This is a genomic window from Sinomicrobium kalidii (assembly GCF_021183825.1).
GTDB classification, from domain to species: domain Bacteria; phylum Bacteroidota; class Bacteroidia; order Flavobacteriales; family Flavobacteriaceae; genus Sinomicrobium; species Sinomicrobium kalidii.
Window position 1 is genome coordinate 1,720,913 of record NZ_CP089211.1, and the last position, 15,885, is coordinate 1,736,797.

A 15,885-nucleotide genomic window follows, 5' to 3' on the forward strand; every position below is an offset into this window, starting at 1 on the left:
CCTCAAAAAAGAATAATTTCATCCGAAAAATACCTGATCCTTGAACCGGGCCCTGTCTTTCATAAAAAAGCATCGCATTAAGACCATACTTCTGGTCATATTGCTCATTGCATACTACCTTTGTCTGCCCGAACCCCTGTTCAATACGCCCACCTCAACAGTCATAGAAAGCAGGAACGGGGAACTGCTGGGCGCCAGAATTGCGAAAGACGGGCAATGGCGCTTTCCTGAAACGGACAGCGTCCCGGAAAAATTCGAACAGTGCATCCTTTATTTCGAAGATGCCTATTTCTATTCCCATCCGGGTTTTAATCCGGTATCCATCGGCAAGGCGCTCCTTCGGAACGTCAGGGCAGGCCGGGTAGTACGGGGCGGTAGTACCCTTACCCAGCAGGTTATCCGCCTTTCCCGGAAAGGAAAACGACGCACATACCTGGAGAAAGTCGTCGAAATTGTCCTGGCCACACGGCTGGAACTGCGTTATTCCAAAGCGGAGATTCTCAACCTCTATGCATCGCATGCGCCTTTCGGGAGTAATGTAGTCGGGCTGGATGTGGCGGCATGGCGCTACTTCGGGGTACAACCTCATCAGCTTTCCTGGGCCGAAAGTGCCACACTGGCCGTACTCCCCAATGCCCCGGGCCTCATCTATCCCGGGAAAAACCAGGAAAAATTACGCACCAAACGCAACCGGCTGTTAGGTAAACTGCTGAAAGAAAAAGTCCTGGACTCTACAACCTACCGGCTGGCCATTGCGGAGCCTTTGCCGCAGAAGCCCTTTCCCCTGCCGCAAACAGCGCCACACCTGCTGCAACGCATAGCGCGGAAACATGCAGGCGAAAAAGTCCGTACTACCGTTCACCCGGAACTTCAGGCCCGGGTCAATACCATTGTAAGGCAGCATTATGAGATCCTGAAACAGAACAAGGTACACAATGCCGCCGTTATGGTCATGGACGTACATACCCGCCAGGTACTTGCGTATACAGGAAATACGCCAACAGACAGAAAGCACCAGAAAGATGTGGACATCATCAGCGCCCCGAGAAGCACGGGAAGCATTATGAAACCGTTTTTGTATGCGGCCATGCTGGATGCGGGCGAATTATTGCCCAACAGCCTGGTTCCCGACATCCCGACACAAATTTCCGGTTATACCCCTGAAAATTTCGACCCGGAATATGACGGTGCCGTAGCTGCAGGGCATGCTCTGACAAGGTCATTGAACATCCCCTTTGTACGCATGCTTCAGGAATACGGGCTGGAACGGTTCAGGGATAAACTAAAGACTTTTCACCTTCGGGATATCGATAAGCCCGCGGATTACTACGGACTCACCCTTATCCTCGGCGGGGCGGAAAGCAATTTATGGGACCTTTGCAAGACATATGCATCACTGGCTTCCACTATAAATCACTTTCACGAGACCTCCAGCGAATATTATACTGATGAGTTTACCGAACCCATATTAACAATGGGAGAAAAAGCAGATTTCGGAACCGTTTCCCACCAAAAAACCATTTTTGATGCGGGAAGCATCTTCCTTACTTTCAATGCCATGCAGCAACTGAACCGCCCCGAAGGCAACGAAGCCTGGCAGTATTTTGATTCTTCCAAAAAGATTGCCTGGAAAACAGGTACCAGTTTTGGCAACAGGGACGCCTGGGCCATAGGAGTGACCAAAGATTATGTTGTAGGTGTCTGGGCCGGAAATGCGGACGGGGAAGGACGACCGGGACTGACCGGGGTAACGGCGGCCGCCCCCGTATTGTTTGATGTGTTTGACGCCCTGCCCTCTTCTTCCTGGTTTGCCACGCCCTTTGATGCACTTACCGAAGCCAAAGTATGCGGGAGCAGTGGTTACCTGGCCACTCCCATCTGTCCCGAAAAGAAAGTATGGATACCCCATGCCGGCCGGCACACCAAACCGTGCCCTTATCACCACCTCATTCACCTTGACAATAAAAGACAGTATCGTGTAAATACTTCATGTACACCGGTAACCGATATAATTACGGAACCCTGGTTTACACTCCCTCCCTTGATGGAATATTACTATAAAAATAGTCATTCCAACTATAAAATCATGCCTCCTTTCCGCGCTGATTGTTTCACCGAAGGGCCGGTAGTTATGGATTTTATATATCCGGAGGAAGGCCGTGCCGTGGTATTACCCAAAAACTTCAAAGGAACTACCAACGAACTGATCGTTAAAGTAGCACATTCCAAACCGGGTACTACGATATTCTGGTATGTTGACGATCATTTTCTCGGGCAAACCCGGAACTTTCATGAGATGGCCATTCTGCCCGGGGAGGGAAAACACCGCATTACCGTTATTGACGAGTTCGGGAACGAAATTAAACGCAATATTCAGATCAGGAAATAAATTTCCATTACTTCTTCATAAGGGATAAAAGTTAACACCTGTTTTCCCTTTTTAACATTAAATTAACTTCTTTTAGTTCGGTTTAAACCGAACCTATCATATCTTTGCCGGAAATTTCAATATTGGGATACATATGCAGTGTGAAGAATTAGAAAAGGAAAAATGCAATCTGGTAGAAGAACTGGGAGTTTATTTTGAGAGGAATGAAGCATTCTCCCCGCTTTCGGCAAGGATATTTTCCGTAATGGTCCTTACGGGAGAAGACGGCATTACATTTGAAGAACTACTCGAAAAGCTGGAAGCCAGCAAGAGTTCCATCTCTACCAATTTGCAGCTATTACAATCTACGGGAAAAATAACATATTTTACCAAAACAGGCGACAGGAAACGGTATTTCAAGATCGCTCCGGACCAGATGCTGGTACGCCTGGATGAAAAAATAGAACAATGGAAAAAAGAAAAAGAACTGCTGGAAAAAGTGCATTGTTACAAAGTGCGTTACCTTCAGAATAACCGCGATTCTGATCCTGATAATGCGGGACTTTTGTTTAACAGGCACTATATAAAATTTGCCGAACAAATGTTAAACAACCTGATCAATCTCAAGGAAAATATTTCAAACACCATAAACCGATAATAAACAACAGACATGAGGACAAGAACTATTTTGAAATATATGGTGGCAACCGCAATTATTGCTCCATTACTTACAAGTTGCAACCGGGCACAGCCTCAAGGACAACAAGCTATGGCCATGCCTTTCCCTACCGTTAAAGTATCACGTAAAAACGTAGTGGCTTATAAACGCTTTCCGGCCAGTATCGAAGGTGTCGTAAACAGTGATGTTCGTGCCAAGGTATCCGGATACATACAGGATGTTCTGGTTGACGAAGGTGAAAACGTACGAAAAGGACAAACCCTTTTCCGCCTCGAAACCCAATCGCTCAGCCAGGACGCCGAAGCTGCCAAAGCACAGGTAAACGTGGCACAGGTAGAAGTGAACAAACTTGTTCCGCTCGTAGAAAAAGGAATTATAAGCAACGTACAACTGGAAACGGCAAAAGCCAACTTGGCACAAGCCAAAAGCAATTATAACAGTATTACCGCCAATATTGGTTATGCTACTATTAAAAGCCCGGTAGACGGCGTGGTAAGTTCCATACCTTTCCGGAGAGGATCACTGGTCAGTGCTACCGATGCCAACCCGCTCACCACGATTTCCAGCATAGAAAATGTTTATGCCTATTTCTCCATGAACGAAAAGGACTTTATTTCCCTCACCAGGAATGTGGGGGGCAAGACCCTTGATGAGAAAGCCAAAAACCTGCCGAAAGTAAAACTGTTGCTTGCCGACGGTTCCGAATATGAGGAAGAAGGTACCATTGAGACCATCTCCGGGCAAGTTGATACCCAAACCGGTACGGTAACATTCCGGGCTACCTTTCCCAATCCGTCAGGGTTGCTCAGAAACGGAAGCAGCGGTATCATCCTGGTGCCCCAACGATACAACGATGCACTCGTCGTTCCCGCCCTTTCCTCCTTTGAACAGCAAGGAAAGAAATTCGTATACATAGTTGCAGATAACGATTCCATCTATGCAAGGTCCATAACATCCCAGGCTGAAGTGGATAATCTGCTGGTAGTAAAGGACGGGATCAAAGAAAACGACCAGATTCTGGCCAAAGGAGTCGGCAAAGCACAGCCGGGGATGAAAATCACTCCGCAGCCTACCAGTATTGACAGCATCGTAAATTCATTCAACACCGTATTCAAATAGGAAAAGACCATGCTAAAAAAGTTTATTGAACGACCGGTATTATCTACCGTAATATCGATTATTATCCTGATACTGGGGGTCCTGGGGCTTTATACACTGCCCGTTACGGAGTATCCCGATATCGCCCCGCCTACTGTACAGGTAACAGCCAGTTACCCGGGTGCTAACGCAGAAACCATACTTGAAAGCGTTATTATTCCTATAGAAGAACAGGTAAACGGGGTGGAAGGAATGACCTATATGACCTCTACCGCCAGTAATGACGGTAGTGCCACCATCCAGGTATATTTTGAACAAGGTATAGACCCCGATATTGCCGCTGTAAACGTACAGAACAGGGTAGCCCGCGCCAATTCCGTACTGCCTTCGGAAGTAACCAGGTCCGGTGTTATTACGCAGAAACGGTTAAATTCGGCATTAATGTATCTCGGCCTGTATTCCGAGAACCCGGATTATGACGACACTTTTGTACAAAACTACCTGAGTATCAACATAAGACCCGAACTACAACGGATAAAAGGGGTTGGTGACGTTTCGGTTTTCGGAGCCAAGGATTACTCCATGCGTATATGGATCGACCCCGCCAAAATGTCTGCTTACGGGCTCACCACCAATGATGTTATCGGGGCTATCGGCGAACAGAGCCTCGAAGCCGCTGCCGGATCACTGGGGCAAAACTCGGGAGAATCCTTCGAATACGTTATCAAATATAAAGGAAGGTACAAAACCGCCGAAGAATACGGTGATATTGTAATCAAGGCCCTCGACAATGGTAAATTCCTCCGGGTAAAAGATGTTGCCAAGGTAGAACTGGATGCTTTCTCTTATTCCGGATTGAGCCGTACCATGCAAAACCCGGCATCCAATGTCGGTATATTCCAGACCCCCGGTTCCAATGCCCAGGAGGTTATAGAAAACATCCATGCAAAAATGGAGGATCTGAAAAAAGATTTTCCGGAAGGGATAGATTATGTAGTATACTACGATACCAATAAATTCCTTACCGCATCCATAGACAAGGTAAAGCACACACTTATCGAGGCATTCCTATTAGTATTCCTTGTGGTATTTATCTTCCTGCAGGACGTTAAATCAACATTGATCCCGGCAATTGCAGTTCCCGTGGCTATCGTGGGTACGTTCTTTTTCCTGCAACTATTCGGGTATTCGGTAAACCTGCTTACCCTGTTCGCACTGATACTTGCCATTGGTATTGTGGTCGACGATGCTATAGTGGTCGTCGAGGCGGTCCATTCCAAGTTGGAGGAAGGCTATGACAATGCCAAGGAAGCCACCATATCGGCCATGAGTGAGATAAGCGGGGCTATTATATCCATTACGCTGGTCATGGCTGCCGTGTTTATTCCCATTACCTTTATCCAGGGACCTTCAGGAGTATTTTACGAACAGTTCGGAGTTACCCTGATCGTGGCCATACTTATTTCAGCGGTAAATGCGTTAACCCTCAGCCCGGCATTATGTGCTATTTTCCTCAAGCCACATAAAAACCATCCGGATGCTAAGAAAAATATATTACAACGCTTTTATTCGGCCTTTAACATTGCTTTCAATAAAATAACCCAAAAGTATACCAGATCTTTGGGCTTCCTTACGAAGCACAAATGGGTGACCGCAATTATTTTGGGTGCCGCGGTATTAGGTATTCTCTGGGCAAACAGAACTACGCCTACCGGGTTTGTTCCATCAGAAGACAGGGGTTTTATTATGGTCAATGTAGAATTGCCCCCCGGTTCTTCCCTGGACAGGACGTATAGTGTAACCCAGAATTTATACGAGATCATAAGCAGTGTAGACGGTATAAGGGCTGCAGGTCTGATTAACGGTAGAAACTTCTTTTCCGGTGCGGGTAGTTCCTACGGAATGGGCTTTATCATTCTCGAGGACTGGGAAAAACGTACTACGGATGCCACCTCGATCGATGCCATTGTAGGACAGCTTTTCCAGAAATCCGCAGCGATTTCGGATGCCAATATTATCTTCTTTACACCTCCCAGTGTTCCCGGATTCGGTAATTCCGACCTCGAATTGCAAATTCTTGACCGGGCTGCAGGAGATATCAAAGACCTGGATAATGTGGCAAAACAATTTGTGGGAGCACTGAACCAGCGTCCCGAAATAGGGTTCGCATCCAATTCATTCAGCACCAATTACCCGCAATTGGAAATGGACATCAATGTACCCAAGGCCAAAGAAGCGGGAATAGGAATAAGCGATATCCTCTCCACGCTCCAGGGATATATAGGAGGATATTACGCCACCGATTTCAGTCGATTCGGAAAGCAATACAAGGTATACGTGCAATCCGAACCGAAAGACCGAAAGGATGAGTCCAGCCTCAACAGCATGTTTGTACGAAACAGCGAGGGAGAAATGGCCCCTATTTCCGAATTTGTTTCGTTGAAAAGGGTATACGGACCACAAACGGTTAACCGCTTCAACCTTTTCAATTCGGTAACGGTCAACGGTTCTACCGCCCAGGGATACAGTACCGGGGATGCCATTGCTGCGATCGACCAGCTTGCTGAAGAAACACTCCCCAACAATTACGAGGTCGCCTATTCCGGGCTTACCCGGGAGGAGATCAACTCTGCAGGACAGTCGATAATTATTTTTGCACTGAGTATTCTTTTTGTTTACTTCTTCCTGGCTGCACAATACGAAAGCTATATCCTGCCGTTATCGGTATTGTTATCCCTGCCCGTGGGAGTTGCAGGCGCATTCATTGCTACCAAACTGGACGGATTGCAGAATAACATTTACTTCCAGATTGCACTTATAATGCTTATCGGGCTGCTGGCGAAGAACGCGATACTTATCGTGGAATTTGCCATACAGCGGCGAAGACAGGGCATGTCGATCGTAGCGGCTGCCATAGATGCCGGTAAGGCACGTCTGCGCCCTATCCTTATGACATCTTTTGCATTTATCGTGGGGCTTATGCCACTGGTACTGGCCAAAGGTGTGGGTGCCGAAGGTAACAATTCCATAGGTACGGGAGCTGCTTTCGGTATGCTTATCGGTACCGTGATCGGGGTATTTATTATACCCACGCTCTTTGTAGTGTTCCAATGGCTGCAGGAACGCATCAGTGGTCCGCCTGAAACCGTACAAACACAGGAAGAAACAAAAGAAAGCTAAAAACATACCTACACGAGATATGAACTACAGAAGAATTTTTAAAATAACTGCGATAGCGGGGTTTGCATTCCTGGTGCAATCCTGCTTCGTGGCCAAGAACTACGAACGTCCGGAACTCGAAGAGGCAGAAGGCACCTTCCGTACGGACGAGTTGCCACAGGACAGCCTTTCCATGGCCGACATATCCTGGGAGGAGTTGTTTACAGACCCCTATTTACAGGATTATATCAGAAAAGGACTGGAAAACAACCTGGACATCCGTATGGCCATACAGCAGATAGTGTCTGCAGAGGCTTATATGAAACAGGGCAAGGCGGGATATTTCCCGACCTTAAGTGCGGGAGCGGACGTTACCCACCAGGAATTGTCAAAAAACAGCCAGTTCGGATCGATCTTCAGCGGGAGCATTGATCAGTACCAGCTTACCGCCGATCTTTCATGGGAAGCCGATATCTGGGGAAAAATACGAAGTAACCGAAGGGCTTATCAGGCGTCATACCTGCAAACGGTGGCTGCTCACCAGGCAGTAAAAACCGAACTCATAGCCTCCATTGCTTCCTCCTATTATCAATTACTGGCCCTCGACCAGCAACTGCAAATTACGGAAGCGACCATTGCGAACAGGGAATCCAGCCTGGAGACCACCAAAGCCCTGAAAGAGGCCGGAAATGTTACTGAAGTGGGTGTAAAGCAAACAGAAGCACAACTCTATACGGCGCAAGCCCTTCTGGTAGACCTCAAGGCCAATATCAAGATCATGGAAAATACGCTGAGCATTCTTCTAGGAGAAACCCCTCACACCATAGAGCGGGGCAGCCTGGAAGACCAGCACATTGACACGGAACTGAAAGTGGGTGTTCCCGCTCAGCTGTTACAGAACAGGCCCGATGTTGTTGCCGCTGAATACGGGCTTGTCAATGCCTTTGAACTGACCAATGTGGCCCGGAGCAACTTTTATCCCTCATTAACATTAACAGCCACAGGCGGGTTTCAAAGCCTTGAATTTGACAAATGGATCGACTCCAGCTCACTGTTTGCCACTTTGGTAGGGGGATTGACACAGCCTATCTTCAACCAGAGAAAAATCCGTTCCGAATACGAAGCCTCACAGGCACAACAGGAAACCTCCATGCTTGAGTTCAAGCAGACACTACTCAACGCAAGTAAGGAAGTTTCGGATGCCCTGTATACCTACCAGGCGGAAACTGAAAAAATAGATATCCGCAAAAAGGAGTTGGACGCCTATACCCTGGCCACGGAATATTCCGAAGAGTTGCTCAACAACGGTATGATCAACTACCTGGAAGTTCTGACCGCCAAAGAACAGGCGCTGAACTCGGAACTGAATTACATCAATTCCAAATACGAACGACTGAACGCTATTATCACCCTGTATAAAGCCCTGGGCGGAGGCTGGAAATAGCGCTTAAAAAGATATGTTAACTAAAGACGAGTTTTTAAAGTTATCCATAACCAACTTTACCAGGTTCGGCAGCCGGAATTTCACAATGGACCAATTGGCTGCCGAACTCGGTATTTCCAAAAAGACAATCTACCAGCATTTCAGCAATAAACAGGAATTGGTTTCCGCCAGTTTTCAGTACCTGCTGAACAACATAAAACGCGAATTGGCCTGTATTGAGCAAAAACAGCAGGACAACCCCTTGTGCTGTATCATACAGTTTTACCGCGTGGGACTGAATAAATTGCAGTCTTTTAACCCCACCTTTTTACACAGCCTGCAAAAATATTATCCGGAAGCCTACGAAAAATTTGAAGATTTTAAAAACGACATTGTGTATGGCAAGGTCTACCGCTTCCTGGAAAAAGCACAACAACTGAACCAGCTCAGAAAGGACATTCATCCCGGACTGGTTTGTAAACTTTACCTCTTGCGCATGGATGAGATCATATTTTCCGGAAATCTCTTTGAAGAACACAGTAAAGAAGTTTTGTTGGAACACCTTATAACCAATAATTTCCGTGGACTCATGACTCCCGAGTTTATACAAAAGAAAGGGTATTTGTTTTAAACCCGAAAGTTTTGTTTTTTTATTTTAATAAATGGTTAATTGGAGAAAACTGTCTGTATTATAAATGCAGGCAGTTTTTTTTATCGTAATGGCAACCCCTTGGCTGCCCACCACGGGTGGGTTTCTACCATGAGTCTGCCGGATTTTACCATAGGGTCCAGCCGGGCCAGGCTATCGGCCATTTCCAGGGTGGGAGTATTGTAGATCGTTATTCCCCGGATGTCCCCGTCATCACCAAACGGACCGGATATTGACGCATATCCCTCTTCATACATCCTCCCCAAATGTGCCAGATGAAGAGGCATCAGGCTGTCCGTTTTCTCCTTGTCCGTAGTACGGTCAGGCCCCTTTTTCAGGAAAACGATAAAATATTGCTGCATGAGATAGGTGGTATCGTTCTTTTCATCTTTGTAATCAAAAACCTGATACCCCTCCCCTGACAACGCTTTTTTAACGGAATCTATCGATATTTTCCGGGGTGTATTGGTTATTTCTTCCTGCTTTCCCGGATTATTTCCGCAAGAAAAAAGCCCTCCCAGGATCAACAACAACAATATTTTATTTATGTAGTCCATGATGTATAAGGTTTTTTGCTCAACTGTGAATTGTAATACCGTATATCTCCGGTCACCTCTTTTCCCAGCCAGTCCGGTCTGTAAAAGTCCTCATTTTCAGATGTCAATTCTATTTCGGCAAGGATCAGCCCGGAATTCGGTCCCCGGAACTCGTCAACTTCAACGCAATGATTCCCGGCCCTGATCTCGTATCTTGTTTTTTCGATTACCCCTTCCTCACACAACAACATGAGTTCTTCCGCTTCCTTCACCGGGATTTCCTTTTCCCATTCATACCTGGACAACCCTTTTTCATCAGATTTCCCCTTTACGGTAATAAAACCCTTCTCTCCTTTAATACGGATCCTCACCGTCCGCTCAGGATGAGTATTTAAAAACCCCTGTACAATCCGGGTAGCGGATTGCGCTTCCGGCCTGAACTTGTCGGATTTTACCAAAAATTTCCGTTCTATTTCAATCATTTCGGTTTTATTGGTCAAAGTTTCGGAACTTTGTCAAAGTTAGCTAATAATGTCCGATAAGCCCACATACAGGAAAATCATTCATATCGACATGGATGCATTTTACGCCTCCGTCGAGCAAAAGGACAATCCCGAACTTCGTGGAAAACCTGTTGCCGTGGGGGGCGGAAGCAAACGCGGTGTGGTTGCCGCAGCAAGTTACGAGGCCCGGAAATTCGGTGTCCGTAGTGCCATGAGCGGTGTATTGGCCCGAAAACTCTGTCCGGAACTTATCTTTGTAAAAACACGGTTTGCCCGCTATCGTGAAATATCAAAAAAAATACGGAGTATTTTTCACGAATATACCGATCTTACAGAGCCCCTTTCCCTCGATGAGGCCTACCTGGATGTTACTGAAAACAAAAAGGGAAATCCCTCGGCAACTTTAATAGCCAAAGAAATAAGACAACGCATTTATGATGAAACGGGATTAACGGCTTCCGCCGGGATTTCCATCAACAAATTTATAGCCAAAGTCGCTTCGGATTACAACAAGCCCAACGGTCAGAAAACCGTAAATCCGGAAGAAGTCATCACTTTCCTGGAAGAACTGGATATCAGGAAATTTTACGGCGTGGGTAAGGTTACTGCTGAAAAAATGTACAAACTGGGTATTTTTACCGGAAAAGACCTCAAGGAAAAGTCGGCGGAATTCCTCGAAGAGCAGTTCGGTAAATCGGGCGGGCATTACTACCGTATTGTTCGCGGTATCCACAACAGCCCGGTAAAACCCGACCGTATCCCGAAATCGGTAGGTGCGGAACGTACTTTCTTTGATAACCTGTCTTCCGAAATATTCATGCTGGAACGCCTGGAACACATTGCCACGGAACTGGAGGAACGCCTGTTGCGAAACCGGATATCGGGGAAAACGGTGACACTGAAAATAAAATACAGCGATTTCACCCTACAGACACGAAGCAAGACCCTTTCCTATTTTATTGCAGACAAAAGCCTTATACTGGAAACCGCCCGGGAACTGCTGTACCAGGAAAAGCTGCAAAATTCAGTCCGTTTGCTGGGGATCTCCCTTTCCAATCTGAATACACAGAAGGAAGAGCAGGTCGCCGTCCAACTCAAATTTGACTTCTGAAAAGGGGAGTAAATAAAAATTCCAAATACCACCCTGTATCTTACAAGAGGTATTTGGAATTTCCAAATTAACGTGAGTTCCTATGTTAAATTAAAAAGCTTAGTGGATTTCCGTAACCCTCAGGGTATTTACCATTCCCTTTTCCTGTATGGGCATGGCGGCGAGGCTGATCATCATATCACCTGTTTCTACAAAACCTCTTTCCCTGGCAAAATTATTAACGTCTTCAATAGTCTCATCGGTAGAGACGTATTTATCGTAATAAAAAGCCTTTACACCCCATAAAAGACTGAGTTGTGTAAGTATCCTCCGGTTCGAGGTAAAAACCAGGATATGGGCCTGCGGACGCCAGGCCGATATCTGAAATGCAGTATAACCGCTATTGGTAAGCGTCGAAATAACCTCAGCCTTGATTTCATTGGCCATTAATGCCGCGTGATAGCAAACCGATTTGGTGATATACCTTTTCGTACGGATATGCGGGGGTTCCTGCGGGACCTTGATAAGCGGCGAGGCTTCCACACTGTTGATAATGCTGGCCATTTTTTCGATAACCTGCACCGGATAACTCCCCACGGAGGTTTCTCCCGACAGCATTACGGCGTCGGCCCCGTCCATCACAGAATTGGCGACATCGTTCACTTCGGCACGGGTAGGCGTTAGACTGGTGATCATGCTTTCCATCATCTGGGTGGCAATAATAACCGGTATTCTGGCCTTTTTGGCACGGAGGACCAGTTGTTTCTGGATAAGCGGCACCTCCTGTGCCGGAACTTCCACGCCGAGATCACCACGGGCCACCATAAGTCCGTCGCAATAGGCTACGATCTTATCGATATTCTCCACACCTTCGGGCTTCTCTATTTTTGCAATGATCGGAATCTTGTGTTCCGAATGTTTCTTAATGAGTTCCCGGAGGTCCATAAGATCCTGGCTGTTACGCACAAAAGACAGGGCTATCCAGTCTACATCACACTCGATGGCAAAAATGGCATCTTTAATATCCTTTTCGGTAAGTGCCGGAAGTGACACTTTCGTATTGGGCAGGTTAACTCCTTTCTTGGACTTCAGTGCCCCGCCCTGGATCACTTTTGCCCTTACCGTGGTTTTCTTATCTGTTTCCACCACCTCAAAGATGAGTTTACCATCGTCGAGCAAAACGCGTTCACCAGGTTTTACATCCTTGGGAAAAGCCTTGTAGTTCATATAGACCTTTTCCCTGGTTCCTTTGAATTCTTCACCGGTAACAAAAGCAATTTCATCTCCACTGTTCACAACCACATCTTCAGCCATAACCCCTACCCGCAATTTCGGGCCCTGGAGGTCGGCCAGTATAGAGCTATTGCACCCCAGTTCTTCATTGAGGGCGCGTATCATGGCTATGCGCTCCTGTACATCGTCATAATTGGCATGGGAAAAATTAATACGGAAAACATCTACTCCCGCTTCCATCATTTCCTTCAGGGTTTCCTTCTTGCTTGTAGCGGGGCCTAAAGTGGCAACAATTTTTGTTTTTTTTCTGTTCGGCATTATCAAAAAATTAAATTGTGTTTTGATTTTAGTTGGTTTACGTCTACCTCATAGGCCGCAGCGACCCCGGGTATGGCGTTTATTTTTTGTACTACCTGTTTTTCCAGGTCATAAGCACCTTCCGCATTGTCTATTTTAAGGAAATAGTCCACCTTTTTCATTTCAGGGATCAGATAACTGGTAATCGTCAGTAACCCCGACGGAAACAAATCACTCCTCCCGGAAGGAGTCAATGTTTTGGTAGCATTGACCATAAGCCCCCATGTTGTATCCTCCATCCGGTTTTCCCATTCGTAATATTCCGACAACGCATTGCTGCCTTCCGACCCTTTTCCGGTAATTCTCTTCAGTCCGATATGGAGCTGTGAATTTAAAAAATACGCCAGCCGGTATGCTTCCATCGGACAATGAACAGCAATTAAAGAGCAGGTGGGTTCATAAAAGTCATCTGATAGCTTTAGTGTAGCCATATAATATTGACATGGAAGTGTAAATATATAATACTATGAACGACTAGACAACAATAAAAAAAGGTTTAATTATTATTTAAAACCCGAAAACGATTTAGTTTACTGCATTTTGTCCTGAAAAGCATAATAGGCCCTTTTGGATGCCTGTTCTTCTGCTTTCTTTTTGGAAGTGGCCCTGCCCTTGGCCACCACTTTCCCGTCTATGAACAACTTTACCGAAAAATGTTTAATCGTTTCGTTTCCACTGTCTTCGTAAACCTCATACCGGAATGCTTTCTTCTCTTTCTGGCACCACTCAATAACAAAACTCTTATAGCTGATGATCTTGCCTTCGAGTCTTTCAATATCCACATAGGGCTCTATGACCTTCCGGTAGACGAATTTTTCACAGTAGTTATATCCCCTGTCCAGGTAAATCGCCCCTAAAAGGGCCTCGAAAAGATTTCCGTGTACATTTTCACCAAAGCTGTCCTTCGGGATTTTGGAATTTATATATGTAATCAGGTTCAGGTCTTTCCCCAACTCATTGAGGTGCTCCCTGCTCACCACCTTCGATCTCATCTTGGTAAGGTATCCTTCATCGCCCGAAGGCACTTCCTTAAAGAGGTGATAGGATATAATCGTACTCAACATGGTATCCCCCAGAAATTCCAGGCGCTCGTAGTTAACCGGATTCCCCTTACCGTCCCTTTTGTTTGCGGAACGATGGGTAAAGGCCTTTTTATAGGTATCAAGGTCTCTGGGAGCAAACCCCAGGATCTTTTTAAGCGCTAAAAAAAAATTCCCGTCGTCATCGGAGCGGGAATTTAATATGTTTTGAACGAGTTTCATTCAATACCTGCCTCTACTAATCCAGTTTTTTAAACAGCACACAAGCATTGTGCCCTCCGAAACCAAAAGTATTGCTCATGGCTACCTTCACCTCCCTTTCCTGTGCTTTGTTGAGCGTAAGGTTCAGTTCGGGAGAAATTTTCTCATCTGCGGTACTGTGGTTTATGGTTGGCGGCACCAAACCGTGTTTAATGGCCAGTATGGAAGCAATGGCCTCTATGGCCCCGGCAGCTCCCAGCAAATGGCCTGTCATGGATTTTGTAGAATTTATGTTAATGGTTTTCGCATGTTCTCCAAACACCTCGGTAATGGCCTTGAGTTCGGCCACGTCTCCCAACGGGGTGGATGTTCCGTGTGTGTTTATGGCATCTACATCTTCCGGCTTCAGCCCTGCATTTTCAAGACAGTTCCGCATAACGGTCTTTACCCCTGTCCCTTCCGGATGGGGTGCTGTCATATGGTAGGCATCTGCAGAAAGCCCTCCTCCTATCAGCTCCGCATATATTTTCGCCCCTCGTGCTTTTGCATGCTCATACTCTTCCAAGATCAATGCACCCGATCCTTCACCGAGGACAAAACCGTCCCGGTTTTTATCAAAGGGCCTGGAAGCGGTTTTCGGATCATCATTCCGGGTAGAAAGCGCATGCATGGCATTAAAGCCGCCCATTCCGGCAGCCGCAACCGCTGCTTCCGATCCTCCGGAAACAATGATGTCGGCATGACCGAGGCGGATGTAATTCAGGGCGTCTATCATGGCATTTGCCGATGAGGCACATGCCGATACCGTAGTATAATTAGGCCCCATAAAACCGTGCTTTATTGAGATAAGCCCCGGCGCCATGTCTGCAATCATCTTAGGGATAAAAAAGGGATTGAACCTGGGTGTACCGTCACCCTTTCCGTAATTGAGCACTTCTTCCTGGAACGTTTCCAGTCCGCCTATACCGGCACCCCATACAACACCGACCCTTTCCTTGTTCACCTTATCCAGTTCTATCCCGGAATCGGCAATCGCCTCATCAGAAGCTACCATGGCATACTGGGAAAACTTATCCAGCCGCCTGGCTTCTTTACGGTCAATGAAATCGGTGACGTTGAAACTCTTAACCTCACAAGCAAATTGTGTTTTGAACTTAGAAGCGTCAAAGTGTGTTATGGGAGCTGCACCGCTCACGCCGTTTTTCAAGCCTTCCCAATAGTCCTGCACAGTATTGCCTATTGGGGTTAAAGCTCCTAATCCTGTGACAACAACTCGCTTTAGTTTCATTCGAATAAATTTAGTCCAAACTATATTTTATATGACACAAGCCGCACACCTCAAGCGGGTTGACATACTGATTTTCCGGTACATCCGTACCTGCTCCGGAAGCGGCCGTCCTATCCATCCCCACTTTGTTTCTTTTGTGATAAATATAAAGGATAATCGCATTACAACCTTGGGGAAGGTATCATTTTTTTCAACCTTAGCAAAATATTTTGCCCGAACGCAAGGAACAAAGAGGGGTTACCATACCACGACACCGCCTCC

At 46.4% G+C, this 15,885-nt stretch carries 13 protein-coding genes; 7 read left to right on the top strand and 6 right to left on the bottom strand.

Annotated features, from left to right (window positions below; genetic code table 11):
• Window positions 1–40: 40 nt before the first annotated feature.
• The 6 genes from pbpC (at window position 41) to LS482_RS06985 (ending at window position 9,358) form a co-directional block, all read left to right on the top strand.
• A complete protein-coding gene (pbpC, locus tag LS482_RS06960; RefSeq protein WP_233031031.1) occupies window positions 41–2,389 on the top strand; it encodes a penicillin-binding protein 1C in 2,349 nt (782 codons plus the stop codon).
• 133 nt (window positions 2,390–2,522) lie between these two features.
• Complete coding sequence (locus LS482_RS06965; RefSeq protein ID WP_233031032.1) at window positions 2,523–3,026, top strand: GbsR/MarR family transcriptional regulator; 504 nt, start codon at window positions 2,523–2,525, stop codon at window positions 3,024–3,026.
• 12 nt (window positions 3,027–3,038) lie between these two features.
• Complete coding sequence (locus LS482_RS06970) at window positions 3,039–4,166, top strand: efflux RND transporter periplasmic adaptor subunit (protein WP_233031033.1); 1,128 nt, start codon at window positions 3,039–3,041, stop codon at window positions 4,164–4,166.
• Window positions 4,167–4,175: 9 nt separating this feature from the next.
• Window positions 4,176–7,325, top strand: coding sequence for an efflux RND transporter permease subunit (locus LS482_RS06975; RefSeq protein ID WP_233031034.1), 3,150 nt, complete (start codon window positions 4,176–4,178; stop codon window positions 7,323–7,325).
• Window positions 7,326–7,344: 19 nt separating this feature from the next.
• Window positions 7,345–8,748: an efflux transporter outer membrane subunit gene (locus LS482_RS06980; protein WP_233031035.1), complete on the top strand. Its 1,404-nt coding sequence runs from the start codon at window positions 7,345–7,347 to the stop codon at window positions 8,746–8,748.
• Between the two features lie 13 nt (window positions 8,749–8,761).
• Window positions 8,762–9,358 carry a TetR/AcrR family transcriptional regulator gene (locus tag LS482_RS06985; RefSeq protein WP_233031036.1) on the top strand — a complete coding sequence of 199 codons (597 nt, stop codon included), beginning with the start codon at window positions 8,762–8,764 and terminating at the stop codon, window positions 9,356–9,358.
• A gap of 80 nt (window positions 9,359–9,438) precedes the next feature.
• Here LS482_RS06985 and LS482_RS06990 read toward each other — a convergent pair whose 3' ends face one another.
• Both LS482_RS06990 and LS482_RS06995 read right to left on the bottom strand, forming a co-directional pair.
• Window positions 9,439–9,933, bottom strand: a complete 495-nt coding sequence (locus tag LS482_RS06990) for a YciI family protein (RefSeq protein WP_233031037.1) — start codon at window positions 9,931–9,933, stop codon at window positions 9,439–9,441.
• Entirely contained in the window at window positions 9,921–10,394 is a 474-nt protein-coding gene (locus LS482_RS06995) for a CYTH domain-containing protein (RefSeq protein WP_233031038.1), read from the bottom strand. The genes LS482_RS06990 and LS482_RS06995 overlap by 13 nt, the downstream gene beginning before the upstream one ends.
• A 49-nt stretch (window positions 10,395–10,443) precedes the next feature.
• Between LS482_RS06995 and dinB the strand changes: the two genes are divergently transcribed.
• Window positions 10,444–11,526, top strand: coding sequence for a DNA polymerase IV (dinB, locus tag LS482_RS07000; protein ID WP_233031039.1), 1,083 nt, complete (start codon window positions 10,444–10,446; stop codon window positions 11,524–11,526).
• A 99-nt stretch (window positions 11,527–11,625) separates the two neighbouring features.
• On the opposite strand, the gene pyk is transcribed toward dinB, so the two are convergent.
• From pyk to fabF, 4 genes are all read right to left on the bottom strand, one after another.
• Window positions 11,626–13,056: a pyruvate kinase gene (pyk, locus tag LS482_RS07005; protein WP_233031040.1), complete on the bottom strand. Its 1,431-nt coding sequence runs from the start codon at window positions 13,054–13,056 to the stop codon at window positions 11,626–11,628.
• A 2-nt stretch (window positions 13,057–13,058) separates the two neighbouring features.
• Window positions 13,059–13,526 (bottom strand): IPExxxVDY family protein, encoded by a 468-nt coding sequence (locus LS482_RS07010; RefSeq protein ID WP_233031041.1) that lies wholly within the window; start codon window positions 13,524–13,526, stop codon window positions 13,059–13,061.
• Between the two features lie 99 nt (window positions 13,527–13,625).
• Entirely contained in the window at window positions 13,626–14,357 is a 732-nt protein-coding gene (gene rnc, locus LS482_RS07015; RefSeq protein ID WP_233031042.1) for a ribonuclease III, read from the bottom strand.
• A 16-nt stretch (window positions 14,358–14,373) separates the two neighbouring features.
• Window positions 14,374–15,624, bottom strand: coding sequence for a beta-ketoacyl-ACP synthase II (gene fabF, locus LS482_RS07020; protein WP_233031043.1), 1,251 nt, complete (start codon window positions 15,622–15,624; stop codon window positions 14,374–14,376).
• Window positions 15,625–15,885 lie beyond the last annotated feature (261 nt).

Bases quoted from the DNA above. Each gene is read 5' to 3' on its own strand.
- LS482_RS06965 (WP_233031032.1), top strand. From the start codon at position 2,523: ATGCAGTGTGAAGAATTAGAAAAGGAAAAATGCAATCTGGTAGAAGAA.
- LS482_RS06970 (WP_233031033.1), top strand. From the start codon at position 3,039: ATGAGGACAAGAACTATTTTGAAATATATGGTGGCAACCGCAATTATT.
- LS482_RS06975 (WP_233031034.1), top strand. From the start codon at position 4,176: ATGCTAAAAAAGTTTATTGAACGACCGGTATTATCTACCGTAATATCG.
- LS482_RS06980 (WP_233031035.1), top strand. From the start codon at position 7,345: ATGAACTACAGAAGAATTTTTAAAATAACTGCGATAGCGGGGTTTGCA.
- LS482_RS06985 (WP_233031036.1), top strand. From the start codon at position 8,762: ATGTTAACTAAAGACGAGTTTTTAAAGTTATCCATAACCAACTTTACC.
- LS482_RS06990 (WP_233031037.1), bottom strand. From the start codon at position 9,933: ATGGACTACATAAATAAAATATTGTTGTTGTTGATCCTGGGAGGGCTT.
- LS482_RS06995 (WP_233031038.1), bottom strand. From the start codon at position 10,394: ATGATTGAAATAGAACGGAAATTTTTGGTAAAATCCGACAAGTTCAGG.
- dinB (WP_233031039.1), top strand. From the start codon at position 10,444: ATGTCCGATAAGCCCACATACAGGAAAATCATTCATATCGACATGGAT.
- pyk (WP_233031040.1), bottom strand. From the start codon at position 13,056: ATGCCGAACAGAAAAAAAACAAAAATTGTTGCCACTTTAGGCCCCGCT.
- LS482_RS07010 (WP_233031041.1), bottom strand. From the start codon at position 13,526: ATGGCTACACTAAAGCTATCAGATGACTTTTATGAACCCACCTGCTCT.
- rnc (WP_233031042.1), bottom strand. From the start codon at position 14,357: ATGAAACTCGTTCAAAACATATTAAATTCCCGCTCCGATGACGACGGG.
- fabF (WP_233031043.1), bottom strand. From the start codon at position 15,624: ATGAAACTAAAGCGAGTTGTTGTCACAGGATTAGGAGCTTTAACCCCA.